The following is a 26,580-nucleotide window of genomic DNA, read 5'->3' as shown; positions in this document are numbered from 1 at the left end:
CCAAAAATTTTAAAAGCCCTCGTAGTTGGCCGTGAATGTCTCGTACGAAATCTCTTCGTCGGGCGTGTTTCTCAACTCAATAATGTAATCGAACTTTTGATGATCGAAGCCCGACTCCTTCACGAAGATGTCCGGATGCTCGACCACTTTCGTAGACGGCATTTCCATGATTTCCTGAAGCAGCGAATAGTGTTTCTCGTTCGAACGGATCGTACTGACGATGCCGTCGATAATAAAGACATTGTTCGGATGGAGCTCGTCCTCCGACAGCTGGCTTCGCACCGTCTGACGCAGCAGCGTCGACGATACGAACGTCCACCGCTTGTTCGCGCATACGCTTCCCGCGATGATGGATTCGGTTTTGCCTACCCGCGGCATCCCCCGCAGACCGATCACCTGATTGCCTTCCCGTTTAAACACCTCGCCGAGAAAGTCGACGAGCAGCCCTAACTCGTCCCTCGTAAACCGGAACGTCTTGCGGTCGTCCGAATCCCGTTCGATGTAACGGCCGTGCCGGACCGCCAAGATGTCTACGAGCTTCGGCGCCCGTAAGGCGGTCAGGGTGATGTTGTCCACCTTTTTTAACATCTTGCCCATAATTTCGATTTTTTCGTCGTCGTCCGTCTGCAGCAGCATGCCCCGCGTCTTGTCCTCTACGCCGTTGATCGTAATGATATTGATTTCGAGCATCCCCATCAACGAAGCGATGTCGCCGAGCAGTCCCGGCCGGTTCTTATGTATCTTGTATTCCATATACCATTGTTTCTGGTCCAATATCCTTCACTCCATCCCAAAATGCAAGAAAAACCGCGTATTTCGATTATATTCTACAAAATTCAAGCCATTCCTGCCCCATACCGAAAAAAAGCGAGAAAAGCCCCTCGCGGAAGCGCTCGATCGGAATCGAGCGTCCTCCGGAACGGGGCTGCGAAGCGGCTGGCGGAATTAGTCGACCAACTTCATCATCAGGCCGGCCATGACCTTCTTTTCGTTCTCGTCGCTGACCGCCCAAAGCTCCTTAAGCACTCGCTCTTCGTCGTTCTTCGGGTCGACTTTCGTCGCGAGGAAGTCGCCGATGTCCTTCGCCAAATTTTGGATCGTGGAGTCGTTCATGCCGGCCGCGCGCGCGTTCTGTACGCGCTCGCCCAAAAACTGCTTCCATTTATCGTACGTGCTGAGTACCGTCGTCGTCATGATTGTTGTTCCTCCTCCGGGAATCGTGATGGATTGCGACCATCTCTAATATTCGCGGAAAGCGGGAACGTTATGCATGGCGGCCGTCGGCGCCTTCGATCAGGTTAGCCAGCCGCCGTTCGGCGAAATGATTTGGCCGTTAATATAACCGGATTCCGGCAATGCCAAAAAATACACGAGCGACGCGATCTCCTCCGGCAGGGCGAAGCGTCCCGCCGGGATTTCGCCCGCGATGGCCTCTTTCTCCGCGGCGTCGAATTCGTTCATCATCGACGTCTCGACCGGCCCCGGCGCGACCGCGTTCACCGTAATGCCGGACGGGGCGAGCTCTTTCGCAAGCGCCTTGGTGAACGCGTTCATGCCGCCCTTCGCGGTGGAGTACACCACTTCGCAGGAAGCGCCGGCGATGCCCCACACGGACGATACGTTAATGATGCGGCCGTATTTTTGGCTGACCATGTGCGGCATGAACGTCTGGGTCGTAAGGAACATGCCCTTCAGGTTAATGTCCATCACGCGGTCCCAGTCGTCCTCGGTGACGTCCGACAGCATGCCGTAATGGGAGATGCCGGCATTGTTCACCAGAATGTCGGGCACCATGCCGTGCTTATGCAGTTTTTCTTGCATCCGTTCGATTTGATCCCTGCTACGTAAATCGGCGGTGGCGGTTAACACCTGGGCGCCGTGGCGCAGGCAGCGCCGAGCCGTGTCGTTGGCCGACTCGTGCTGCTCCAAATAATGAATCGCCACCTTCATGCCGACGGTCGCGAACCGTTCGGCGATCGCCGCGCCGATGCCGCGGCTTCCCCCCGTCACAAGGACGGTCGTATCCCTGATGGACTTGTTCATCCGGCTTTCGATCACTCGCTCCTGACGATACAGACGGCTAGCTGCTCCCAATCGAAATGCTCGTGCAACCGCGCTTTCACTTCGTCGATAGTTATTTGCTCGTATAATTCTAACACATCGAACACGTTCGTGCCTCTAAAGCGATGCTTCGTAAATTCGCCCGCGATCGCTTCCGGCGAGTTCAGCATGCGATAGAAACCGCCGATTTTTTTGCGGCGGGTCCGCTCGAACAGCAGCTCGGGAATGCCGGCGGCGCGCCACGCTTCCACCTCGTTGCGCACCCGTTCGATCAAGGCGTCGGGGTCCCGCGTGTCGCCGCCGATGACGGAGAACGCATACTGCTCGCCGGCGTTGTATTCGGCGCCGAAGCTGTCGGTAATGAGGCGCTCGTCGTAAAGCGCCTGATACAGCTTCGAGCTCGGGCTGAACAGCATGTCGAACAGCAGCTTCGTCGACAGCTCGCGCCGAAGCAGCTCCGCGCCCTCGTACCCGACCTTCGTCTCCTTGATGCCGAATAAACATTTCGGGATCGACACGGGAAGCTGCACGACATGCCGCTTCACCTTCACGCCGGCCGGCTCAGGGTCGAACAGGCGATGAATTTGCCCCTGCGGCTCGAACGTCTTGCCCGCTTGATTTTCCCTGACCAGCTCGATCATCTCTTCGGGGTCCACGCCGCCGACGATGAACACCGACATGTTTTGCGGGTGGTAAAACGTGCGATAACAACGATATAACGTATCTTTATCGATTTCGGCGATCGATTCGATCGTGCCCGCGATGTCGATATGCACCGGATGTCTTTCGTACATGGCGGCGATTAAGCCAAAGTAGACGCGCCAGTCCGGCTGATCGGCGTACATTTTAATTTCTTGGCCGATGATCCCCTTTTCCTTCTCGACGTTCTCGTCGGTGAAGTGAGGATTTTGCACGAAATTCAGCAAGGTCGTTACATTGTCGCGGATCCGATCCGTCGCCGAAAACAAATACACCGTTCGATCGAAGCTCGTATACGCATTGGCGGACGCCCCGTTCGAGGCGAACTTCGCGAACACGTCGCCCTCCGGTTCCTCGAACATCTTATGCTCGAGGAAATGCGCGATGCCGTCCGGGACGCGGACCGGCGGCTCGTCTCCGACCGCGAAACGGTTGTCGATGGAGCCGTACCGGGTCGAGAACGTAGCGTACGTCTTGGAGAAGCCTTCCTTCGGTAAAACATACACGGCAAGTCCGTTGTCGAGCGTCGCGGAATAGACGGTTTCCTTCACCTTCGGGTACTGTTGTTTCTGGATCATCGCTTAGTCCTCCTTCCGATCGCGCAGGAAGTACACGGTGTCGAGCTCGACCTGCTGCGCGAACGCTGCGATGCTGGGCACGTCGACGTGCTCGATTTCCTCGAGCAGCGCCTCGGCCGTCCGCTCCTTGCCCGACAAGACGGTGTTGAAGTCATACCCGATCATCTCGTAGGCGCTGTCGTTCATCTCGCGCAAGTGATTGGAAATCATCGCCTTCGTCTGGCTCATCTCGAGCTCCGAGATGTCGCCGGCGCGCATCGCGTCAAGCTGCTTCTTGATGATCTCGACCGCGCGCTCGTATTTATCGATCTCGATCCCCGATTGAATCGTCAGAATGCCTTTGTGGCCGTCCAGGCGGGAAGCCGCGTAATACGCCAGACTTTCCTTCTCCCGTACGTTCAAGAACAGCTTGGAGTGCGGAAAGCTGCCGAGAATGCCGTTGTAGACAAGCGCCGTAGCGTAATTCGGTTCCGCGTACGTCGCCGGCGTCCGGATGCCCATGTTCAGCTTGCCTTGTCCGACGTCCATCCGCTCCACGACGGTCCGCACCTCGTCGACCTTGCGAATCTGCCGCGAAGAGGCATAGGCGGTCGGCGCGTCCGCGCCGCGAACCGCGAACGCATCGGCGACGAGACGCTTTACCTCGTCGATGCTCGTGTTGCCGACGACGTAGACGTCGATCGGCGCCTCGCTCAGCCATCGCTGATAAGCTTCGTACAACCCCTCGGGCGTAATGCGCTCGAGATCCTCCTTTTGTCCGAGCGGATGAAGCCGATACGGCTCGTCCTTGCACATCTCCTCGATGCAACGCTCGGCGGCGTAACGGCCCTTATCGTTGACGATCGCTTCCAGCTTCTTCTGTACCGTATGTTTTTCCGCTTCGACGTAGGAAGACAAAAAGCGGCCTTGCTCCAAAGCCGGCTTCGTGAGCGTCTCTCCGAGGAAGGCGATGCCGCGCTGGAGCAACGGCTCCCCGCCCGCGGCGAATTCGTTCTGTATGACGTCCATGCGGAAGTTGACGATTTGATAGTCGCCGCGTTTATAAATATCGAAACCGAAGCCCGCGCCGTACAGATCGTCGAGCGCTTCCCGGAACGATTTCGTCTCCGGATAGGATGCGTTGCCGCGGCGCAGCACGAACGGCGTCAGCGCCACCGACGTCACCGTCGAGGGCTGCAGCTCGGCGCCGACGAAGACGGACACCGCCGTCGTCTTGAACCGATCGGTGGGGAGCACATGCAAGCGAATGCCGCCTACGGCATCGCGTTCAAAGCGGGTCGTTCCCATGGGGCGGAAACTCCTTCCATTTCGGTAGTCTTCCGTTATTATAAGTAAAACGTCTTTCGAAGTACAATCAGGGGCGGAAAAGGAAAAGAAGCAACCGTCTCGGTCACTTCTTCCTCGGTGCTCTTCCGGAAGTGTATGTCTTACCGGCAGAAAATATGTCTTCCGATTTTCTTATACTGCGGCCGCGACCAAATCCACTTCGACGTAGCGGTGACCGGGTTAAAGTAATATAGGCAGCCGTCGGACGGGTCCCAGCCGTTCAGCGCGTCCTGCACCGCCTTCATCGCGCTTTCGTTCGGCGTCAGCCATATTTGGCCGTCGGCGACGGCCGTGAAGGCGCCCGGCTGGAAGATGACGCCGGACGGCGTATTCGGGAAGCTTCCGCTGTCGACCCGGTTCAAGATGACCGCGGCTACGGCGACCTGCCCTTCGTACGGCTCGCCTCTCGCTTCTCCGTATACGGCGTTCGCCATCATCTTTAGGTCATTGCTGGAGTAGCCGCGATGCGAGGACGGCGAGATCGTCTTCGCGGCGCCCGCGCCTGTCGTCTTCGGCTTCGTCGCGGCCGCGCCGCCGCCCTGCCCTGCCGTCTCGGCCCCCGGCCTCCATTTTTTCGTTGCGTTGTACAGCTTTAGCTTTGTAGCGGAGCCGACGATGCCGTCCGCTTTCATGCCGAATTTCGATTGGAACGACTTGACGGACGTCAACGTCTTGTACCCGAAGTCGCCGTCGATCGCTCCCTTGTAGTACCCCAGATACTTGAGCCGGCCTTGCAGCTCCCGAACGTCTTGCCCGACGGCGCCGTATTTTAACGTCGTATTGCTGAACGCTTCCTCCGCTTCGCCGGCGCCGCGCTGCTGCTTCGCTTGGAAGGCGAAGGTCAGCCCGACGACGAGGCAGAGCGTAACCAAGATCAGTCGAGTTCGCATGCCTTGTTCAACCTTTCTCTGCATAAGATGTTGCGCGATTCCTTATGTAGTATGAGGAAGGTGAATTTGTTCTATGCGTACCCCGATGACTTAGGAGCTTAGCCGACCGCCTTGATACTGCTCGTAGGACATGAGCACCTCGCGCGGCTTGCTCCCTTCGTAGGGACCGACGACGCCTTTGGCTTCCATCTGGTCGATCAGCCTCGCTGCGCGCGTATAGCCGATGCGCATCCGCCGTTGCAACAGAGAGACGGACGCTTGCTTCGCCTCGAGCACGATGACGACCGCCTGGTCGAACAGCTCGTCCAGCTGGTCGTCCCCCCCGTCTTCGCTTTCCTGAATTTCGGGGACGAGCTCCTCGCGGTATTGCGCCTGCTCCTGATCTCTGCAGAACGTAACGACGGCCTCGACTTCGTTGTCGGACAAGAACGCGCCTTGGACGCGCACCGCCTTCGATGCGCCGACCGGCACGAAGAGCATGTCTCCGCGGCCGAGCAGCTTCTCCGCTCCGGCCATATCGAGAATCGTCCGAGAATCGACTTGGGACGATACCCCGAACGCGATACGCGACGGAATGTTCGCTTTGATGACGCCCGTGATGACGTCGACGGACGGACGCTGCGTGGCGATAATGAGATGGATGCCCGCCGCCCGCGCCATCTGCGCGAGCCGCGTGATGGCATCCTCGACGTCGCCGGCGGCCACCATCATCAGGTCCGCCAGCTCGTCCACGATCACGACGATATACGGGAGCGGCGTTTCGCCCTTTTCGATCAATTGGGCGTTATAGCCCTCGATATTCCGCGTCGCCGATTTCGAGAACGCTTCGTATCGCTTCTCCATCTCGACGACGATCTTCTTCAGCGCCAGCGACGCGCGGCGCGGGTCCGTGACGACCGGCGCAAGCAGATGCGGTATGCCGTTGTACACGTTCAATTCGACCATCTTCGGGTCGATCATCAAAAACTTGACTTCGTCCGGCTTCGCCTTGTACAGCACGCTCGTGATGATGCCGTTAATGCATACCGACTTGCCCGAGCCGGTCGCTCCCGCGACGAGCAAGTGCGGCATCTTCGCCAGATTGGCGACGATCGGCTGTCCGGAGATGTCCCGGCCGAGCGCGATGGTAAGGCGAGCGTCGGATTCATGGAACGCCGACGTCTCCATCACTTCGCGCAGCGTCACGATAGACACCTCGGTGTTCGGCACCTCGATGCCGATCGCCGACTTGCCCGGAATCGGCGCCTCCATTCGAATATCCTTCGCGGCGAGGGCGAGGGCGATATCGTCCGTCAAGTTGACGATTCGGCTCACCTTCACGCCGACGTCCGGCTGAATTTCGTAACGGGTAACGGCCGGCCCGCGGACGACCTGCAGCACCTTCGCCCGCACCCCGAAGCTCTCGAGCGTCGACTCCAGCTTCCGCGCGTTCTCCCGGGCGACCGTATCCGCCGATTCGCCGCTCTTGCCGCCGCCCGGCCTTGAAAGCAAATGGAACGGGGGAAGAATATACGGCTTCGGAGGTACTGCCGGCGCGGCCGGCATCGACGGGATGCGCTCGCCGTCGCGCTCCAAGGCTCCGACGCTGCCCGCCGCCGGCTTCGAGGCGTCCGGCTCGTCGCCGAACGGCGCCGCCTCGGCTTCGAATCGCTCCGGTACGGGCGGCTCCGCGACGACGCGCTGCACGGACTCTCTTACCTGATCCAAGAAGTCGACGTATACCGGCTCATGACGCTCCGGCGGCTCGCTAGGGCTTGCCGCCTCCGCCCCGAGAGCGTCGACTTCGTGCGCCGGCGCTCTGACGCCGGCATCCGCGCGGTAGACGACTTCCTCCCGTGGCGGTTCGGAAGCGGACGCGTCCGCCGGCGCGGAGTCGGATTCGAGGTCGGCATCCGAAGGCGCCGGCGCTTCGTCCTTCCCGAACCCGGACAGCTTGTGAAACCACGTCTTCTTCGGCGGCTTGTCCGGCTTCCAATTCTCCTCGTCGAATTCGTCGTCGAGCGGTACGCTCGCCTTCGCCGGCTTCGCTCTCCGCTTCGTGACGGCCCCGCCGCCGCCGGCGGTTCCGCTCCCCCGTTCGTATAGAAGCTGGAACGTCTCCTTCGTCGTATGGCCGAGGCGACCGAGCACGCGGGCGAAAAACCGACGAACGGCTCCCATGATTTGTACATAAGACCATCCCGTGAAGAGCAGCACCCCGATGACATACAAAGCGAATTCGATCAGCGTCGCGCCGTTATGGCCGAACAGCCAATACAGCGCGGCGAACACGACGGCGCCGATCATGCCGCCGCCCGCGTTCGCCGTAAACTCCAATCCTCCGCCGGTAATATGGCCGCGCAGTCGTTCGACGGTTTGTTCGATAATCCAGTACGGGGCATATCCGCCCTGGGGCATCAGCTCATGAAATAACGTCTTGTGCGAGCTGACCATCCACCCGAGCAAAAACAACGTAACGCCGGTCGCCTTCACCGACCAACCGCTCGGCCACGACCGTCGGATCATGAAATGATATACGGCTATAAACATAAAAAGCACCGGAATGACGGGCTCGAGATTGCCGACCGCGATGCGGAACAAGAACGCGATCGATTTCCCGACGGAGCCTTCCCGCGCCAAAGCGATGACGGAAAACAGCAGCAGCAGAATGCCGTATAATTCGAATTTTAAATTGGAGGATAATGGCTTTTTGCCTTTTTTCCTAGATTTCCCCAACAAAAACACCCCCAGAGGAACATTATAGCATAGTTCCCCTGAGGTTTCGAACGTATGTTCAGCGGGGCACGACGATAATCGCGCCAGGCGCGTACGCCGGATTGAGATAATCTTCCGCTCTCGGCGAGATGAGCCGAACGACCCGGGCTCTGCCGTGATCGAGCGGCTCGACCTGCAGCGTCATATCGCCGAACACGATTTCTTCGGGCGCCTTCAAGTCTTCGAGCCCTTCCAGTACGCGCTCCAGCGGCAATGCCGTGTAAAGAATCAATGCTCCACCCTCCCCGCGGCGACAAGCCCTCCTTCGCCGGCGGCGGCTTTCAGCGCCTTTTGTTCCTCGATGCGGCGCTGCAGCTCGCGGATCGCGTCGCCGAGCCCGCCGACGGCGTTGATCAAGCCGTAGTTCACCGCTTCGGAGCCGATCACCGTCGTGCCGATGTCCCGGGTCAGCTCGCCGGTCTTAAACATCAGTTCTTTGAGCTTCTCCTCGGACACGGTCGAATGCGATACGATGAAGCGAAGCACGCGATCCTGCATTTTCTCCAAATATTCGAAGGTTTGCGGGACGCTGATGACGAGCCCGTTCAGCCGGATCGGATGAATCGTCATTGTCGCGCTTTCCGCGATGAACGAGTAGTCCGAGCTGACGGCGATCGGCACCCCGATCGAGTGCCCCCCGCCCAGTACGATCGTTACGGTCGGCTTCGAGAGCGACGCGATCATCTCGGCGATGGCGAGGCCGGCTTCGACGTCCCCGCCGACCGTATTCAAAATGATGAGAATGCCTTCGATCTTCGAATTTTGCTCCGCGGCGACGAGCTGCGGGATCAGATGCTCGTATTTCGTCGTTTTGTTTTGCGGGGGTAGCACGACATGACCTTCGACTTGACCGATGATCGTCATGCAAAAAATATTCGATTGCTCGCTCGTAGGCGGGTTCGGGTTTCCTAAGGCCGTTATGTTCTCTGCGACCGTGCTCTTCCGTTCTCCGAACGGCTCCGGCTGCTCCGCTTTATTCGTCTTCATCTCGTACCGTTCCATGTAAAGCCCTCCATTCGAAATGAGGAAACGAGTCCGTCATAGTATGAAGGTGGAAGCGCGAATCTATACAAGAAAACGGACGCCCTTCCGCGCGGGGCGGTCGGGCGTCCGTCTTGGGTGACGAAGCGTCGGTGCGTCGTTACACTTCCATGATGATCGGCAAAATCATCGGTCTTCTTCTGGTTTGTTCATATAGGAATCGCCCGAGCGCGTCTCTGACCTGCGTCTTCAACGAAGCCCATTCGTTCACGTTCTCGCCCATAAGCCGGGCCAGCGTATTCGATACGATCTTGTTGGCTTCCTCGAGCAGCCCTTCGGATTCGCGCACGTACACGAAGCCGCGGGAAATAATGTCCGGACCGGAAATAATTTTCCCTTCCTGCTTGCTGAGCGTCACGACGACGACGAGGATGCCGTCTTGGGACAGCAGCTTGCGGTCTCGAAGCACGATATTGCCTACGTCGCCTACGCCGAGGCCGTCGATCAGCACGTTCCCCGCCGGAATTTTGCTGCCGCGGCGCGCCGTGCCGTTCTGAATTTCCACCGTGTCGCCGATATCGAGGATGAAGATGTTTTCCCGTTCGATGCCGACGGTCACCGCGAGGTTCGAATGCTGCTTGAGCATCCGATATTCGCCGTGGATCGGAATGAAGTACTTCGGCTTCATCATGTTCAGCATCAGCTTCAGCTCTTCTTGGCTGCCGTGGCCGGAGACGTGGACGCCCGTAATCGTGCCCGGGCCGTAAATGACGTTCGCGCCGAGCCGGAACAGCTCGTCCACCGTCCGTCCGACGTACCGCTCGTTGCCCGGAATCGGGGTCGCCGCGATGATGACCGTGTCGCCGGGCAGAATGTCGAGCTTCTTATGCGTCGACCGCGCCATCCGCGTTAAAGCCGACATCGGCTCGCCCTGGCTTCCCGTCGACAAAATGACGACCTGGTCGGCCGGGAGCTTGTTCACTTCCTCGGGCTCGATCAGCATGCCGTCCGGAATGTCGAGATAGCCGAGCTCATGAGCGATCGTCACGACGTTCACCATGCTGCGGCCGATGACCGTCACCTTCCGGTTCGTCAGCGCCGCCGCCTCGAACACTTGCTGCACGCGGTGAATATTCGACGCGAACGTCGCGACGACGACGCGCTGCGTCGCGCGCCGGAACACCTCGACCAGCTCCTCGCCGACCGACTTCTCCGACGGCGTAAAGCCGGAGCGCTCCGCGTTCGTGCTCTCGGACAGCAGGCACAAGACGCCCTTGCTGCCGAGCTCCGCCATCTTGTGAAGATCGGCGAACTGTTGATTCACCGGCGTAAAGTCGAATTTGAAATCCCCCGTATGCACGATGACGCCTTCGGGCGTGTCGAGCGCGACGCCGACCGAATCCGGAATGCTGTGGTTCGTCCGAAAGAACGAAGCCGTCATCGTTCCGAGCGGCAATACGGTTTCGGGAGTAATCAAGACGCGCTTCGTCTCCCCGAGCAAATTCGCTTCCTTCAGCTTGTTTTCGATGAGGCCCAGCGTCAGCTTCGTGCCGTAGACCGGCACGTTCAGATGCTTCAACACGTAAGGCAGCCCGCCGATGTGATCCTCGTGGCCGTGCGTGACGATAATGCCCCGCACCTTCTCCCGGTTTTCGGTCAAATACGAGATGTCCGGAATGACGACGTCGATCCCGAGCATGTCCTCTTCCGGAAATTTCAGGCCGGCGTCGATGACGACGATATCGTTGGCATACTGTACGACATACATATTTTTGCCAATTTCGCCCACGCCGCCAAGGGCAAAAATGGTCACTTTCTCTGTGCTTTTCTTAGACAACAAGGTAACCTCCTCTAATGTTTTGGCGACGATCTATATGAATACAAACCATGCCGAACAAGTCACTTATCGCCCATTATACATGAACGAATTGTTCCAATACAAGTCGCGCGCGACCCGCGCATGCACGCGACGGTATTTCTAGAATGTCCACGGAAAAAGAAACGATGCCCGTCTCGCGCCGTTCCCGGTCGGGAAAAAAGCGCAAAGCGGGCATCGAAATTTCAGGCTTCTTTGTAAGAGGCTACCAGCGCGTCGATGAACGACGCCTCCTCCGGCGTGACGTCGACGAGCGGCAAGCGAACCCCGCCGCAGTCGAGGCCGTTCGACTTCAGCGCATATTTCACGGGCACCGGATTCGGCACGCGATGCGGACAGAAGAACATGCCTTTATACATCGGCATGAGCCGCAGGTGCAGCTGCGCGGCGCGCGCCGTGTCGCCTGACACGTACGCCTCGATGAGCGATTTCATGAGTCCGCCGACGAGGTGGCTCGTCACGCTGACGATGCCGTGACCGCCGATCGCCAGCACCGGCAGCGTCAAGCTGTCGTCGCCGCTGTACAGGCGAAAGCCCTCGGGCGCCTCCGCCAAGATCGCGGACATCTGATCGAGATCGCCGCTCGATTCCTTGACGGCGACGATATTCGGCGTGCGCGCCAACTCGAGCATTGTCTTCGCCTCGATATTAATGCCGGTGCGCGACGGAATATTATAAATCATGACGGGCAAGCTCGTCGCCGCCGCGACCGCGCGGAAGTGAGCGATCAGCCCTTCTTGGGACGTACGGCTATAATAAGGAGAGACGAGCATAATGCCGTCCACGCCGAGCTTCTCCGCTTCTTGCGTCAGATGGATCGAATGCGACGTATCGTTCGAGCCCGTGCCCGCGATCACTTTCGCTCGTCCGTTCGCGCGCCTCACGACGAACGCGATCAGCGCGAGCTTCTCCTCGTCGCTTAGCGTCGGGGACTCCCCCGTCGTCCCGGCCACGACCAGACCGTCCGAGCGCTGCTTCTCGATCAATTCGTCGACGAGCCGACCTGTCCGTTCCCAATCGATCTTCAGGTTATCGTCGAAGGGGGTTACCATTGCCGTTAACAATCTACCGAAATCCACTTTCGTTCCTCCCCGCCGTCAGCCGTCCGGCTTGTCGCGCGTTGCTTCAATTGTTCCTTATCATACGAAGGATCGGGAATGATGTCAATTTAAATTAGGCATGAAGCTTGAATTTCCGGTGCAGCGCGTTGACGGCCTTCGCGGTGTCCTCGGATCGAACGAGCACCCAGATCGTCGTATTGGAGTCGGCCGACTGCAGGATGCCTACGCCCTCCTCCGTCAACGCTTCGATAATCGTCGCCATGACGCCCGGCACGCCGTTCATGCCGCCGCCGATGACGGAAACCTTCGTACAATTTTTGACGACGTTCGGTTCGTAGCCGAGCTGCTTCAACAAGGCGGCGGCCCGATCCGATTCGGATTCGTACACCGTGTAGGCGACGCCGGACGGATTCACGTTGATTAAGTCGACGCTGATGCCGTGAGCGGCCATCGATTTAAAGACGCGTAATTGAAGGTCGTATTGGCCCTCTTCGGCAAATACTTGAATTTGCGACACGTTCGTCGAATGCGCGATGCCGGTAATGAGCCGATCCGGCGCCATCCCCCGGCTTCGGAGCGCCGATTGTCCGGCGACGAGCGTGCCGACGCCGTCGGAAAACGTGGAACGGATGCGAACCGGGATATCCGCGTCCATCGCGGCTTCCACGGCCCTCGGGTGGATTACCTTCGCGCCGTTGTTCGCCATATTGCATATCTCCAAATAACTGACTTGCTCGAGCGGCTTCGCGTCCCCGACGATGCGGGGATCCGCCGTCAACACGCCTTCGACGTCCGTAAAGATATCGACGTACTCGGCCCCGAGCGCGGCCCCGAGCGCCGTCGCGGACGTATCGCTGCCCCCGCGGCCCAAGGTCGTCACGTCGCCGCTCGGCGCGACCCCCTGAAAGCCGGTCACGACGGCGACCTTGCCCTCGCGAAGCAAGGACAGAAGCCGATCCGTCCGGATGCCGGTAATGCGCGCATTGCCGTGATCGGCCGTCGTCTCGATGCCCGCCTGACCTCCGGTGAGCGCGCTCGCGTCGATGCCGCGGGATTGCAGCATCGCGCACAGCGTCGCGGCGGAGATCGTCTCGCCGCAGGACATCAATAAATCCCGTTCTCGCTTGCCCAGCATGCCGCCGTTCTCGTCGATCAAGCCGAGCAGAGTATCCGTCGCATACGGTTCGCCACGCCGCCCCATCGCCGACACGACGACGACGAGCGCGTATTTCTCGTCCAGCGCGCGCCGGATATGCTTGATCGCGTGTTCCCTCGCTTCGGGCGTGGAAAGGGACGTGCCTCCGAATTTCTGTACCAGGATTCGCAACGCAGTACCTCCCTGTCGATGCTTCGTTGATCGGTCCGATGGCGGCGCCGATATTTTACTGCATTAATTATTAATTCGATCAAGAATATTGAAAACGCTCGATGATCATCGGTTGCAGCTGTTTCCCTTGCAGCGCGGCCTCGCACGTCTCCATGATCAGATCCATTCGAGCGACGAGCGAGTTCGGCTTCGATTGCGGCGCGTCTTGCCCGAACGGGACGAAGTAAATGTTTTTCGTGATGAGAAGTTTCGCAATATTCGCGCTGTTCAGGCCCAGACCGTCGTTCGTCGAAATCGCCAGCACCAGCGGACGTCCGTTGCGCATTTGCGCCTTGGCCGCCATCAGCACGGGGCTTTCCGTCATCGCGTTCGCTAACTTGCTGGTCGTGTTGCCCGTGCAGGGCGCGATCGCCATCACGTCGAGGAGCTTGGAGGGTCCGAGCGGTTCCGCGTCGACAATCGAGGAAATGATATCATTTCCGGTAATCTCTTTCAACTGCTTCTGCCAGTCCGCCGCCTTGCCGAAGCGCGTATCCGTCATCGCCACCGAGTTCGAGATGATCGGCACGACGTTCGCTCCGGCGTCGACGAATCTTTTGATCTGCGGCATCACTTCCTCCAGCGTGCAATGGGAGCCCGTCAACGCGTATCCGACCGTGATTCCTTTCCAATTCATGCTTCATTCCCCCGTTTCGCGGAATCTTCCATAATGAGCTGGCTTACGACCGATGCGATGATGCGGCCCGCCGTCTTCGGCGCGACGATGCCCGGCAGCCCCGGCGCCAGCATCGCTTTTACGCCTCTGCGTTCGGCGAACCGAAAATCCGTGCCCCCCGGCTTCGAAGCGAGATCGATAATGACCGCGCGCGGCGGCAGCGCCGCGATGACGCTGGCCGTGACGATCGGGGAGGGGACGGTGTTAAAGAGGAGATCGGCGCCGACGACCTTGCTTTGCAGCTGCGCGGTGTGGAACGGCTCGAAGCCCATCTCGTAGGCGCGGGCGTAATGCTCTTCCCGCCGCACGCCGACAAGCACCTTCGCGCCGAGCCCCTGCAGCGCTCGCGCCATCGTCATGCCGGTGCGACCGAACCCGAGGACGACCGCCGTTGACCCGTGGATCGTAATGTCCGTATGCTGCATCGCGAGCATGAGTGCGCCTTCCGCCGTCGGAATCGAGTTATAGATCGCGACGTCGTCGCGTTCGAGCAATTCGACTAAGGCGATCCCGTGCTGCTCGCACAAATTTCGTAAGTACGGCTTCGCCATGCCGGCGTACACTTTGGCGTGTTTCGGCAGCCGGCCGAGGCATTCGGACGTTAAGCGCAGCTCCTTGGAAGTGAAGACGCCTTCGATCTTTCCCTCGTCGTCCGTGCCGACGACCGGCAGCAGGACGGCGTCCGCGTTCTCGAACGCTTCCTCCGTCATCTCCGCATGCGTCGCGCCGTCGAACGTTTGCTTCAAATTATCGAAGCCGATTAACGTCACGGTCGCATCCAGCTCCGTCAACCTGCGGATCACCTCCAGCTGACGGGCGTCGCCGCCGATGAAGGCAACCTGCGTTCCGGTTAGCATTGCGAACACGCTCCTTTCGGTTGCCACCAAATATAGTGCTATACTATGGCATCCGCCCAGAATTGGTTCCAAGGTGCGGGAAAGTTGTCGCCGCTGCCGCTTTCGCGAGCCCAATTTTCGTTTGGCATGGGGAACACGCGGAAAAGCCGATCGGATGTCCGATCGGCTTCGTTCGATGCATGATATGCGATTATACGCCCGTATGTCCGAACCCGCCGGCGCCTCGAACCGTCTGGTCCAATGCGCCGACCTCGGCCAGGTCGATCACGGGCACCGTCTGAAACACCATCTGCGCGATCCGCTCGCCGCGGCTCACGACGAACGGCTCCGCGCCGAGGTTGATCAGCAGCACCTTGACCTCGCCTCGGTAATCCGCGTCGATCGTCCCGGGCGTGTTGAGCGTCGTGATGCCGTGCTTGAAGGCGAGTCCGCTCCGGGGCCGAATTTGCGCCTCCAGCCCGTTCGGCATCGAAAGCGCGAAGCCGGTCGGAATCAGCTTGCGCTCGCCCGGCGCGAGCTCGATCGGCTCGACGATCGCCGCGTGCAGGTCGTAGCCGCTTGCGCCCGCAGACATCTTGACCGGCAGCGGCACGTCCTCGTTCCCGGGCAATCGCTGAATCTCAACCTTGTAAGGCGGCTGCATACCGATCTCTCCATTTCAACAACGGTTTATCCGAACCCCCGACCATCGCCGTGGCGCACGGCCCGCCGAACATGCGGCGGGCGAGCGTCCGAACGTCGTCCATCGTGACCGATTCGATGCGGTGAATCAAGTCGTCCAGCGTGAAATGACGGCCCAGCATCAGCTCGTTTTTCCCGTTGCGGGTCATCCGGCTGCTCGTGCTCTCGAGCCCGATGATCAGGCTCCCTTTCATCTGTTCCTTGCCTTTGCGAAGCTCCTCCGGCAGCAAGCCGTTATCCCGGACGTCCTCGATTACGCCGTAGACAAGGTCCAGCACTTCCGCCGTCTGCTTCGGGGTCGTGCCCGCATAGATCGTAAATATCCCGCTGTCCGCATGCGACGTATGGTACGAATAAATCGAATACGCGAGTCCGCGCTTCTCCCGAATTTCTTGGAACAGCCGGGAGCTCATCCCTCCGCCGATCGCATTGTTCAGCAAGATCATCGTATACAGGAGCGGATCGTCCTGGGCGCAGCCCGGCATCGCGATGCACAGATGATTTTGCTCCGTCTTCTTCCGAAGGTAGTCGTGACCGCCGACGAAGGCGGGCGCCGTCATCGGCGACGCCTTGCTTGGCCGGTTTTGCTGGGCTGCCCCGCCGAAATGCCGCTCGAACAGCTCGAGCATCGAATCGCCGATGTTGCCGGCTGCGCTAATGACGATCGCGTCGCTGCCGTAATGCGTCTCGATAAAACCGCGCAGATCGTCCGCGGTCATCGCCTGCAAATTCGGCTCCGTGCCGAGGATCGGCATGCCTAGCGGATGGTCGCCGTACGCCGCCTTCGCGATTCTGTCGTGCACGATATCGTCCGGCGTATCCTCGTACATCGAAATTTCCTCGATGATGACGTTCTTCTCCTTGGCGAGTTCGTCGCTCGCCAGCTTCGAACGGAAGAACATATCCGCGAGCACGTCGACGGCGATCGGCACATGCTCGTCGAGCACCTTCGCGTAATAGCACGTATATTCTTTGGACGTGAATGCGTTGACATTCCCGCCGATGCCGTCGAACACGTCCGCGATATCTTTCGCGCTGTATCGTTCCGTCCCCTTAAACATCATGTGTTCGATGAAATGGGAAATGCCGTTATTCGTTTCCTGCTCGTTCCTCGAGCCCGTCTTGACCCAAATTCCGAAGGAGACCGAGCGGCTCGTCGGCATATTCTCGAGCACAACGCGAATTCCGTTACTAAGTTGCCTGCGTTCCACTTGTTTCCCCCCGCCTTCTCGCCCGCCTGCTGCGACAATGGTTTCTGATGATAGATATTATCAGAAACGAGGCGCCGTCTCAACATCGGGCGCCGGCGCCGGCGAGATCGTCTCGGAGACGGTCCCGAGGGCGAAGCCCTTGCGCTTCGCCTCGCGGATGATGCCTTGCAGCGCGGCGGTGGCGCTGGCCGTCGGGTGCATTAAAATCAACGAACCGGGTTCGATGCGGAGCGCGACCTTGCGGACGATCGATTCGGGCGGCGGTTCCTTCCAGTCGATCGTGTCGAGCGACCACAAGATCGTGCGGAGCCCGAGCTCGCTCGCGATGCGCACCGTGTCCGCATCGAAATCGCCGGACGGCGGCGCGAACAACGTCGCCTCGACGCCGAGCGTCTCCTTCAGCAGTTTCTGCGTATCCGCGATCTCTTGCTTCGCGGCTTCGTCCGAAAGTTGGCTGAGCGGCGTCTTGTGCCAATACGCGTGATTGGCGACCTCGTGGCCTTCGGCGGCGATGCGTTTCGCCTCCTCGGGATGGGACTTCAACCACGAACCGAGAAAGAAGAACGTCGCTTTCACGTTTTCTTCTTTGAGCGTTTGCAGCATGGCCGGCAGGTTTTCTTCCTTCCACGCGACGTTGATCATGAGCGAAACCATCGGTTTTCGCGGATTTCCTTTATAAATCGGGAGCGGTCCGAGATCGTCGAGCGTCACCTTCGCGGGAATTTCGCGGAAGACGAACGGAATCGTCTCTTTTCCCCCTTGCGCCTTCGCCGCGGCGTACGTTGCGTCGACGTTCACCTCCCGCCCGTTCAACCCGGGGATCGCCTTCCACACCGGATCCGCCTTCGCGTCGACGGGGTCGATGCGCAGCTTCGCGGCTTCCGCGACGATTCGGTCGTACAGCGCCCGTTCCTCGGCATTCAGCTTCGAAGGATCGACGGCCCCGCCCGCGCCTTCCGTTCGCTCGACCGCCGCGCCGCTCGGCTCCAGCGCGGCCAAGTGATGCGCGATCGGTCCCGCCTGATTGACCGTCAGGAACGCGAACGCGAAAAATAGGACGGCGACGCCCCCCGTTTTCCATATCCCGTTCATACCGTACCTTCCCCTCTCGTCCGTGCCGCGAGACGCCGGCCGCATCGCGCGGACAAACTCGTTCTTGTCCTAAATGTATGCAACAAAAAAAGAGACAGAACGGGATTCTGACTCTTTCCGGAAAACGGGGATTCGGTTATGTGTTTTCGTTGCGATTATTGCCCGACAGGCGTCTTGCCGTCGGTTGCCGGCTTGCCTTCGCCTACCAGGACAGCCTTGCGCGAAAGATTGACGCGGCCTTGCTGGTCGATCTCGGTCACCTTCACGGTGATCGTGTCTCCGATCGCCACGACGTCTTCCGTCTTCGCGACGCGCTCCGTAGACAGCTGAGAAATATGGACGAGCCCGTCTTTGCCCGGCAAAATTTCGACGAACGCGCCGAACTTCTCGATCCGCTTGACGGTGCCGATATAAATTTCGCCGACGACGACTTCCTTCACGATGCCCTCGATAATCGCCCGCGCGCGATCGTTCGCTTCCGCGTTCGGCGAAGCGATGAACACGCGGCCGTCTTGCTCGATATCGATTTTGACGCCGGTTTCCTCGATAATTTTGTTGATGACCTTGCCGCCCGATCCGATCACGTCCCGAATTTTGTCCGGGTTGATCTGCATAACCGTAATTTTCGGCGCATACGGCGACAGCTGCTTGCGCGGCTCGGAGATGGCTCCCATCATCTTATTTAAGATGAACATGCGGCCTTCCTTCGCTTGCGCGAGCGCCTCGCTCAAGATGTTGCGGTCGATGCCGTCGATCTTAATGTCCATCTGAATGGCGGTTACGCCTTCGGCCGTGCCTGCGACCTTAAAGTCCATATCGCCGAGATGATCTTCCATGCCTTGAATGTCCGTCAGCACCGTGTAGTGCTCGTTGTTCTTTATAAGACCCATCGCGATGCCCGCGACCGGCGCCTTGATCGGAACGCCTGCGTCCATGAGCGCCATCGTGCTCGCGCAGATGCTCGCCTGCGACGTCGAGCCGTTGGACTCGAGACATTCGGATACGAGACGAATCGTGTACGGGAACTTCTCTTCGGACGGAATGACCTTCGACAACGCGCGTTCGCCGAGCGCGCCGTGGCCGATTTCGCGTCGTCCCGGCGGGCGGAGCGGTCTCGCTTCCCCGACGGAGAACGGCGGGAAGTTGTAATGGTGCATGAACCGCTTGCGATCCTCGAGGTCGAGGCCGTCGAGAATTTGCTCGTCGCCGAGCGCTCCCAGCGTGCAGATGCTCAGCGCCTGCGTCTGGCCGCGCGTGAACAGCGCCGAACCGTGCGTCCGCGGCAAAATCGCGACATCGCAGTCGATCGGACGAATTTCGTCAATTTTCCGGCCGTCCGGGCGAACCTTGTCGACCGTGATGAGGCGGCGTACTTCTTCCTTCACGATGTCGTACAGCACTTCCTTGACGTCCTTCATCTTGTCCGCGAACTGCTCCGCGAAATGCGCGATCGTCTCTTCGTTGATCGCCGAGATGGCGTCGCCGCGCGCTTGCTTCTCCGGAATTTTCACCGCTTCGACAAGCCGCTCCGCCGCGTACGCGCGAACGCTGGCGTTCACTTCCGCGTCGACCTGATGCAGCTTGACGGCCATCTTTTCGCGGCCCGCGATCGCGACGAATTGCTCCTGCAGCGCCACGATTTTTTTAATTTCTTCGTGCCCGAACATGATCGCCTCGAGCATCACGTCCTCCGGCACCTCGTTCGCCTCGGCCTCCACCATCATGATGGCGTCCTTCGTACCGGCGACGACGACGTAAATGTCGGACTTGTCCTCTTGTTCGATCGTCGGATTAATGACGAACTGGCCGTCGACCCGACCGACCACCACGCCGCCGACCGGTCCGTTGAACGGCACGTCGGAGATGCTGAGCGCCGCGGACGTGCCGATCATCGCCGCCATCTCGGGCGAGCAATCCTGATCTACGCTCATGACGAGCGCGACGATCTGGACGTCGTTCCGGAAGCCCTCCGGGAACAACGGGCGGATCGGGCGGTCCGTCAGACGGCTGGCGAGAATCGCCTTTTCGCTGGGACGTCCTTCGCGCTTAATAAAGCCCCCGGGAATTTTGCCGACGGCATACAGCCGTTCCTCGTAATTCACCGTAAGCGGGAAAAAGTCGAGATCCTTCGGCTCCGAAGATGCCGTCACCGTGCATAGGACGACCGTCTCGCCGTAACGCACGAGGACGGCGCCGTTCGCTTGCTTCGCAAGTCGGCCGGTTTCAAGCTTCAAGGGTCGGCCGGCTAAATCCATTTGTACTGTTTTCACTTCACCGGAATCCATACATTGCCTCCTTCGATTCGATCTATCATACATTCTGCATGGGGGGTATTATTTCCTTCTTCCGCCAAATCATTTCATAGTTGCCGTATGTACCGCCCCTAAAAGAAAAGCAACCGCTCCTCCGCGTCCGCCGCGACTGGACGTCGGGACGATGCGAAGAGACGGTTGCTTTCGGGTATGCGGTTGTTCGCATCCCGGCCTCGAATTAGCGTCGCAGGCCGAGCTTCTCGATCAAAGCGCTGTACCGTTGAACATCTTTGTTTTTCAGGTAAGCAAGCAGCTTCCGGCGCTGGCCTACCATCTTGAGCAAACCGCGACGGGAGTGATGATCCTTCTTGTGCTCCCGAAGATGTTGCGTCAAGTTGTTGATGTTCTCGGTCAGGATAGCGACTTGTACCTCCGGGGAGCCGGTGTCGTTGCTGTGTACCTTGTGCTCCTCGATCAGTTGCGTCTTACGCTCTTGCGTCAATGCCATCCTTCGTCACCTCCTCTGTATAATCCCCGATAGCCTAGCCGTCCGTCGGTGAGTCGGATCGCCAAGCAACGGTTCTTTCGTCGTCGAACGGCGCCTCGAAGGCCCCCTCGATTCGACAACTCCACTACTATACCATATATCATTTCCAAGTTACAACTAGTTTAATCGTCTTTCCGAAATCTTCGTTTCGCCTCTTCGATATCCCGCTCGATCTGTGCGATAAGCGCCGCGACGGAATCGAACTTCCGCTCGTTCCGAATGCGGGAGAGGAACGTTGTCTTTAGCCGCTGATCGTAGAGATCGCCTTCGAAATCAAATAGGTGCGCCTCCCAGGTCGGCTCGGGCAGCGCATTGTGGAACGTAGGCTTGAAGCCTACGTTCATAACGCCTTGATACCGCCGGCCCGCCAGCCGGCCGGTCTCGACCTCCGCTTCTATAGCGTAGACCCCGTTAGCCGGCCGAACGCATCGATCGGAGATCGACAAATTCGCCGTCGGCACGCCGATCGTTCGTCCCCGTCCGTCGCCGGCGACGACAAGCCCCGCGAGGGCGTAAGGTCTTCCGAGCAAAGCCGCGACGCGTTCGACGTCCCCCTCTGCGAGCGCTTCGCGTATCGAGGTAGAGCTCACGCGCTCGCCGGCGATTTGCTGCGGCTCGACGGCGTTCACCTCGAAGGCGCCTTCGCCGAGCTCCCGCAATACCACCGCCGTGCCCGCGCCTCGGTGCCCGAACGTAAAGTTAAAGCCGATCGAAACCGACTTCACGTTAAGCGGCTTCAGCACCTCGTCCACGAACGCCCCCGGCGACAACGCGGCCAATGAAAGGTCGAACGCGACGACGTACGTCGTATCGATCCCCAGTTCCTGCAGCAGCTCCAGCTTTCGCGGAAGCGGCGTAATCCACGTCGAATATGCCGGGGAGCCGAGCACCTCGCGCGGGTGCGGATCGAACGTCATGACGGAGGAAGCCAGTCCCTGCCGTTTCGCCTCTTGCACCGCGCGCCGAATCACCTCGCGATGGCCGACGTGCACGCCGTCGAAGTCGCCGATCGCGAGCGTCTGGCCTTCGGCCGGAACGGCGCGTCGATCGGTTTCCGTCAGCGGGTATGAGAGATGTACGATGTTCATGGCGAAATTCCTCCTGTCCTGCTTCGAGCGTTCACGTGAACAACTTCCGCGGAACGAAGCATTCCGCAGCCGCGTCCTTGCTATATAGCCCGATCAACCGTTCTCCCCCGTACAGTCGAACGAGCGCGTCGTCCCTCAGGTCGACGCCATCGTCCAATCGAACCGCTTTCTCGTACAGCTTACGCCCCTGAAGCGCCGGCAGCACCGCCGCCTCCGAAACCGTGCCGCTGGGCAAGAAGGCGAGCGCCTCCCCGATCGAAAGCAGCTTGGAAGCGAGTTTGCCTTCCGCCATCAATCGTTCCGCCTCCGCGAAGGTGACGCAGCTTTCCTGCCGGATCGGACCGGACGCGGTGCGTACGAGCGCCGACATCACGGCCGGGTACCCTAGAGCGCGGCCGAGGTCCGCGCACAGCGTCCGAATATAGGTCCCCTTCGAGCAAGTCACGGTCATGCGAACTTTCGGATACGGCCCGTCGCGCCGAATGTCCGTCACCTCGATCGCATGGATCGTCACTTGCCTTGACTTTCGGGACACTTCGATTCCGGCGCGGGCCAGCTCGTACAGCCGCTTGCCTTCCACCTTCACGGCCGAATACATCGGCGGCGTCTGCTCGATGTCGCCGACGAACGCGCCCGCCGCCGCGCGGATCTGCTCCTCCGTCGCCTCCACGGCGTCGACCCGTTCGACGACGGCGCCGGATGCATCCTCGGTGTCCGTCGCGTACCCGATCGTCATTTCCGCTTCGTACGTCTTCGGGAGCTCCTGGACGTACTCGACGATACGGGTCGCCCGTCCCAAACAAAGCGGAAGCACGCCGGAAACATCAGGATCCAGCGTGCCCGTATGGCCGATGCGCTTCATGCGAAACAGCTTTCTCGCTTTCGCCACGCAATCGTGCGAGGTCATGCCGGCGTCCTTCCAAAGCGGAAACACGCCTTCCCATTCCGTCATAACTTCTCGTTCACCGCTTCCACTACACGCCGGATCGCTTCGTCCAGCGTACCGTTGATCGTGCAGCCCGCCGCGCGCACATGCCCGCCCCCGCCGAACGTCTTGGCGAGCGCCGCCACGTCGACGCGGCCGGAGGACCGCAGGCTGACCTTTACGATGCCGTCTGTCTTTTCTTTAAAGAGGATGCCGACCTCGACGCCGTCGACGTTGCGCGGGAGGTTCACCAGGCCTTCCGTATCTTCGTCCGCGGCGCCGACGCCAGCCAGCGTCTCGCGCGACACCGACACCCATCCGACGCGGCGGTCCGGCGTGAACTGCAGCGACGACAATGCCGCCTTCAGCAGCAGCACCTGCGGATACGACATCGTCTCCAGCAGCCGCTCCGCGAGCCCCGCGCCGTCGACGCCGAGCCGCAGCATGCGTTCGGCGATCGACAGCACCTGCGGGGTCGTATTCGAATACCGGAACCCGCCCGTATCCGTCAACAGCCCGGCATAGATGCAGGTCGCCAGCGGCTTCGACCAAGGAACGCCCAACGTCTCCGCCAACTCGAAAATGATCTCGACCGTCGCCGCCGCCGACGGCTTCACCAAATTATGAGTGCCGTAATCGTCGTTCGTCGGGTGGTGGTCGATATTCAGCAGCTTCCGCCCTTCGGCGAATACGGTATGTACGGCGCCGATCCGCGCGAAATCCGCGCAGTCGACGGCGATGACGGCCTCGAACCGCCGAAGCAGCGGAGCTTTTCCGAAATCGACGATGCTTTGATCGCCTAACAGCCCCGCGTACTTGTCCGGCGTCCGGCCTTCGTTCGCTAACGTATAGGTTTTCCCGAGCGCTCTCAGCAGAAAGCCGATCGCGCCGGTGGAACCGATGGCGTCCCCGTCCGGCGACAAGTGGGAGACGACGAGAAAGTCGTCGTTCTCCCGCAGGAATGCCGCCGCGCGGCGAAGCGCATCTTCATACGCTTCTTGCCGTGAAGCTTCGCTCATGGCCGATCCTCTTGCTGGATCGACCCGAGCAATTTTTCGATCTTGCTGCCGTATTCGATGGAGTTGTCGAAGTGAAACAACAGGTCGGGCACATGCCGCAGCCGCATCCGCTTGCCGAGTTCCGTCCGGAGGAATCCCTTGCCCCGGGCGAGCGCCTTCAGCGTCGTCTCCTTCTGCTCGTCGGTGCCGAGCACGCTGACGAATACTTTCGCTTGGGACAGATCGTTGGTCACGTCCACCCCGGTGACGGTCACGAAACCGACGCCCGGATCCTTCCACTCCGTCTGGATAATGTGGCTAAGCTCTTTCTTCAGTTGCTCCCCCACGCGTCCGACACGGACTTTGGCCATGCGCAATTCACCTCTCTACGGTTTCCATCACGAACGCCTCGATGATATCTCCCTCGCGGATATCGTTGTACTTGTCGATGCCGATGCCGCACTCGTAGCCTTGCGCGACTTCCTTCGCATCGTCCTTGAACCGCTTGAGCGAGTCGAGCTTGCCTTCGTGTACGACGACGCTGTCGCGAATGACGCGGACTTCCGCGTTGCGCGCGATCTTGCCCTGCGTCACCATACACCCTGCAATGGTGCCCACTTTCGTAATTTTGAATACGTTGCGGACCTCCGCCTGCCCGAGCACGACTTCCTTGAATACCGGGTCAAGCAAGCCCTTCATCGCGGATTCGATCTCGTCGATGACGTTGTAGATGATCCGGTGCAGGCGGACGTCGACGCCTTCCTGATCGGCCGTCGCCTTCGCCGCCGGCTCCGGACGAACGTTGAAGCCGATAATGATCGCGTTCGAAGCCGATGCGAACGTCACGTCCGACTCGGTGATCGCGCCTACGCCCGTATGCAGGATGCGCACGCGCGCGCCTTCGACGTCGATTTTCTCGAGGGAGCCCTTGAGCGCCTCGACGGAGCCTTGCACGTCGCCCTTGATGATCACGTTCAGTTCCTTCAGATCGCCTTCCTTGATCTTGCTGAACAAATCGTCGAGCGTGACCTTCGTGTTCGCGCCGAATTCGGCCTGCCGCTGCTTCGACGTGCGGGATTCGGCGATTTCGCGCGCCTTCCGCTCGTCCTCGAATACCATGAACGGATCGCCTGCCTGCGGAACCTCGGTCAAGCCGGTAATTTCGACCGGCATCGACGGTCCGGCTTCCTTCACGCGGCGCCCCTTGTCATTGACCATCGCGCGAACGCGGCCGAAGCTGTTGCCGATAACAAGCGCGTCGCCGACCTTGAGCGTACCGTTCTGGACGAGCACGCGCGCGACGGCGCCTTTGCCCTTGTCGAGCTCGGCCTCGATGACCGTTCCCCGCGCCCGCTTGTTCGGATTCGCTTTATATTCCTGCACGTCCGCCACAAGGAGAATCATCTCCAGCAGCGTATCGAGGTTCATGCGCTGTTTCGCCGAGATGTTTACGAAGATCGTATCGCCGCCCCACTCCTCGGGAACGAGCTCGAACTCTGTGAGCGCCTGCTTAATCTTATCCGGATCCGCATCCGGTTTGTCGATTTTGTTCACCGCGACGATAATCGGCACGCCCGCCGCCTTCGCATGCGAGATCGCTTCTTTCGTCTGCGGCATCACGCCGTCGTCCGCTGCGACGACAAGGATCGTGATGTCCGTCACTTGGGCGCCGCGCGCGCGCATCGAGGTGAACGCTTCGTGGCCCGGCGTATCCAGGAACGTAATCTTCCGGTTATTGATTTCGACTTGGTACGCGCCGATATGCTGCGTGATGCCGCCGGCTTCGCCTTCGACGACGTTCGCTTCGCGGATGGCGTCGAGCAGCGTCGTCTTGCCGTGGTCGACGTGGCCCATGATCGTCACGACCGGCGGGCGTTCTTCCAAATCCGCTTCGTCGTCGGTCTCCACGATCTCGTCGTAGTTATCGATCTCTTCCGCGATTCTGACCTCGACTTCGATGCCGAACTCGGTCGCCAGAAGCTGAATAATATCGAGATCGATTTCTTGATTGATCGTCGCCACCGTACCCATGAACAAGAGCTTCTTGATCACTTCGGAAGCGTCCTTATGGAACAGCTTCGCCGTCTCGCCGACGGTCATGTTGCCGCGTACGATAATTTTCTTAGGCGTATTGTCGATTTTCGGACGGGACGGCTGGTTCCGGTTGTTCCGGTTGTTCTTGCCGCCTTTGCGCTTGCCGCCGCGACCCTTGCCGTCGCTGAACTCCCCGTCGTTGAACCGGGACGTCCGGTCGCGATCGCGCTCCTTATCCTTATCCCGATCCCGCTCGCGCGTCGGTTGAGGCTGCGTCCGGTTATCGACAGGAGGTGCCGGAATTTTCGCCGCGCCGCCGAAGCGGCCGCCGCCCCCCTGCCCCGGACGTCCGCCGCCGCCGCCCGGCCGGCCTGCGCCGCCGGGACGATTCCCGAAGCCGCCTCCTTGCGGACGGTTGCCGCCGAAGCCGCCGCCTTGCGGACGGTCGCCCTGCGGGCGATTGCCGTAGCCGCCGCCTTGCGGACGGTCGCCCTGCGGGCGATTACCGTAGCCGCCGCCTTGCGGACGATCGCCTTGCGGGCGATTGCCGCCGTAGCCGCCGCCTTGCGGACGGTCGCCCTGCGGGCGATTGCCTTGGTAGCCGCCGCCCTGCGGACGGTCGCCCTG

Annotated in this window: 24 protein-coding genes; all 24 read right to left on the bottom strand. The window is 60.0% G+C overall.

From position 1 onward, the window contains the following. Positions 1 to 9: 9 nt before the first annotated feature. Positions 10 to 774 (bottom strand): DUF3388 domain-containing protein, encoded by a 765-nt coding sequence (locus VEZ38_RS12695; protein WP_324893904.1) that lies wholly within the window; start codon positions 772 to 774, stop codon positions 10 to 12. A 171-nt stretch (positions 775 to 945) separates the two neighbouring features. Then, positions 946 to 1,194 (bottom strand): DUF3243 domain-containing protein, encoded by a 249-nt coding sequence (locus VEZ38_RS12690; RefSeq protein WP_324893902.1) that lies wholly within the window; start codon positions 1,192 to 1,194, stop codon positions 946 to 948. Between the two features lie 99 nt (positions 1,195 to 1,293). Beyond that, the gene (ymfI, locus tag VEZ38_RS12685) at positions 1,294 to 2,043 is read right to left on the bottom strand and encodes an elongation factor P 5-aminopentanone reductase (protein WP_324893956.1); all 750 of its coding nucleotides are present in this window, start codon (positions 2,041 to 2,043) and stop codon (positions 1,294 to 1,296) included. Positions 2,044 to 2,054: 11 nt separating this feature from the next. Next, on the bottom strand, positions 2,055 to 3,335 hold the full coding sequence (yfmH, locus tag VEZ38_RS12680; protein ID WP_324893954.1) for an EF-P 5-aminopentanol modification-associated protein YfmH: 1,281 nt from the start codon (positions 3,333 to 3,335) through the stop codon (positions 2,055 to 2,057). A gap of 6 nt (positions 3,336 to 3,341) precedes the next feature. After that, positions 3,342 to 4,625: an EF-P 5-aminopentanol modification-associated protein YfmF gene (gene yfmF / locus VEZ38_RS12675; RefSeq protein WP_324893900.1), complete on the bottom strand. Its 1,284-nt coding sequence runs from the start codon at positions 4,623 to 4,625 to the stop codon at positions 3,342 to 3,344. A gap of 140 nt (positions 4,626 to 4,765) precedes the next feature. Then, entirely contained in the window at positions 4,766 to 5,554 is a 789-nt protein-coding gene (gene sleB, locus VEZ38_RS12670; protein ID WP_324893898.1) for a spore cortex-lytic enzyme, read from the bottom strand. A gap of 90 nt (positions 5,555 to 5,644) precedes the next feature. Beyond that, positions 5,645 to 8,269, bottom strand: coding sequence for a DNA translocase FtsK (locus VEZ38_RS12665; protein WP_324893896.1), 2,625 nt, complete (start codon positions 8,267 to 8,269; stop codon positions 5,645 to 5,647). 58 nt (positions 8,270 to 8,327) lie between these two features. Continuing rightward, complete coding sequence (locus VEZ38_RS12660; protein ID WP_324893894.1) at positions 8,328 to 8,540, bottom strand: YlzJ-like family protein; 213 nt, start codon at positions 8,538 to 8,540, stop codon at positions 8,328 to 8,330. Then, positions 8,537 to 9,295 (bottom strand): ClpP family protease, encoded by a 759-nt coding sequence (locus VEZ38_RS12655; RefSeq protein ID WP_414694712.1) that lies wholly within the window; start codon positions 9,293 to 9,295, stop codon positions 8,537 to 8,539. The genes VEZ38_RS12660 and VEZ38_RS12655 overlap by 4 nt, the downstream gene beginning before the upstream one ends. A 154-nt stretch (positions 9,296 to 9,449) precedes the next feature. Next, the gene (locus VEZ38_RS12650; protein ID WP_324893890.1) at positions 9,450 to 11,126 is read right to left on the bottom strand and encodes a ribonuclease J; all 1,677 of its coding nucleotides are present in this window, start codon (positions 11,124 to 11,126) and stop codon (positions 9,450 to 9,452) included. Positions 11,127 to 11,350: 224 nt separating this feature from the next. After that, a complete protein-coding gene (dapA, locus tag VEZ38_RS12645) occupies positions 11,351 to 12,244 on the bottom strand; it encodes a 4-hydroxy-tetrahydrodipicolinate synthase (RefSeq protein ID WP_324893888.1) in 894 nt (297 codons plus the stop codon). A 94-nt stretch (positions 12,245 to 12,338) separates the two neighbouring features. Next, a complete protein-coding gene (gene dapG, locus VEZ38_RS12640; protein WP_324893886.1) occupies positions 12,339 to 13,553 on the bottom strand; it encodes an aspartate kinase in 1,215 nt (404 codons plus the stop codon). Between the two features lie 79 nt (positions 13,554 to 13,632). Continuing rightward, positions 13,633 to 14,229 (bottom strand): dipicolinate synthase subunit B, encoded by a 597-nt coding sequence (locus tag VEZ38_RS12635; RefSeq protein ID WP_324893884.1) that lies wholly within the window; start codon positions 14,227 to 14,229, stop codon positions 13,633 to 13,635. After that, complete coding sequence (gene dpsA / locus VEZ38_RS12630) at positions 14,226 to 15,125, bottom strand: dipicolinate synthase subunit DpsA (protein WP_324893882.1); 900 nt, start codon at positions 15,123 to 15,125, stop codon at positions 14,226 to 14,228. The genes VEZ38_RS12635 and dpsA overlap by 4 nt, the downstream gene beginning before the upstream one ends. Before the next feature lie 190 nt (positions 15,126 to 15,315). After that, positions 15,316 to 15,768 (bottom strand): dUTP diphosphatase, encoded by a 453-nt coding sequence (dut, locus tag VEZ38_RS12625; protein ID WP_324893880.1) that lies wholly within the window; start codon positions 15,766 to 15,768, stop codon positions 15,316 to 15,318. Further along, positions 15,746 to 17,017, bottom strand: coding sequence for a pitrilysin family protein (locus VEZ38_RS12620; RefSeq protein WP_324893878.1), 1,272 nt, complete (start codon positions 17,015 to 17,017; stop codon positions 15,746 to 15,748). The genes dut and VEZ38_RS12620 overlap by 23 nt, the downstream gene beginning before the upstream one ends. Before the next feature lie 60 nt (positions 17,018 to 17,077). Further along, the gene (locus VEZ38_RS12615) at positions 17,078 to 18,109 is read right to left on the bottom strand and encodes a polysaccharide deacetylase family protein (RefSeq protein ID WP_324893876.1); all 1,032 of its coding nucleotides are present in this window, start codon (positions 18,107 to 18,109) and stop codon (positions 17,078 to 17,080) included. A 155-nt stretch (positions 18,110 to 18,264) separates the two neighbouring features. Continuing rightward, a complete protein-coding gene (gene pnp / locus VEZ38_RS12610; protein WP_324893874.1) occupies positions 18,265 to 20,394 on the bottom strand; it encodes a polyribonucleotide nucleotidyltransferase in 2,130 nt (709 codons plus the stop codon). 205 nt (positions 20,395 to 20,599) lie between these two features. After that, positions 20,600 to 20,869, bottom strand: a complete 270-nt coding sequence (gene rpsO, locus VEZ38_RS12605) for a 30S ribosomal protein S15 (protein ID WP_324893872.1) — start codon at positions 20,867 to 20,869, stop codon at positions 20,600 to 20,602. 161 nt (positions 20,870 to 21,030) lie between these two features. Then, the gene (locus VEZ38_RS12600) at positions 21,031 to 21,996 is read right to left on the bottom strand and encodes a bifunctional riboflavin kinase/FAD synthetase (RefSeq protein WP_324893870.1); all 966 of its coding nucleotides are present in this window, start codon (positions 21,994 to 21,996) and stop codon (positions 21,031 to 21,033) included. Positions 21,997 to 22,027: 31 nt separating this feature from the next. Beyond that, positions 22,028 to 22,948: a tRNA pseudouridine(55) synthase TruB gene (truB, locus tag VEZ38_RS12595; protein WP_324893868.1), complete on the bottom strand. Its 921-nt coding sequence runs from the start codon at positions 22,946 to 22,948 to the stop codon at positions 22,028 to 22,030. After that, positions 22,945 to 23,940 (bottom strand): bifunctional oligoribonuclease/PAP phosphatase NrnA, encoded by a 996-nt coding sequence (locus VEZ38_RS12590; protein WP_324893866.1) that lies wholly within the window; start codon positions 23,938 to 23,940, stop codon positions 22,945 to 22,947. Before VEZ38_RS12590 ends, truB begins: the two co-directional genes overlap by 4 nt. After that, positions 23,937 to 24,290, bottom strand: a complete 354-nt coding sequence (gene rbfA / locus VEZ38_RS12585; protein ID WP_324893864.1) for a 30S ribosome-binding factor RbfA — start codon at positions 24,288 to 24,290, stop codon at positions 23,937 to 23,939. The genes VEZ38_RS12590 and rbfA overlap by 4 nt, the downstream gene beginning before the upstream one ends. Positions 24,291 to 24,297: 7 nt before the next feature. Beyond that, on the bottom strand, positions 24,298 to 26,580 hold a 2,283-nt coding region (gene infB, locus VEZ38_RS12580), incomplete at its 5' end, for a translation initiation factor IF-2 (protein ID WP_324893862.1).

The sequence above is a fragment of the Paenibacillus sp. genome (assembly GCF_035645235.1).
In the GTDB taxonomy this organism is placed as follows: Bacteria; Bacillota; Bacilli; order Paenibacillales; family YIM-B00363; genus Paenibacillus_AE.
This window is presented reverse-complemented; position numbering and strand designations above follow the sequence as displayed.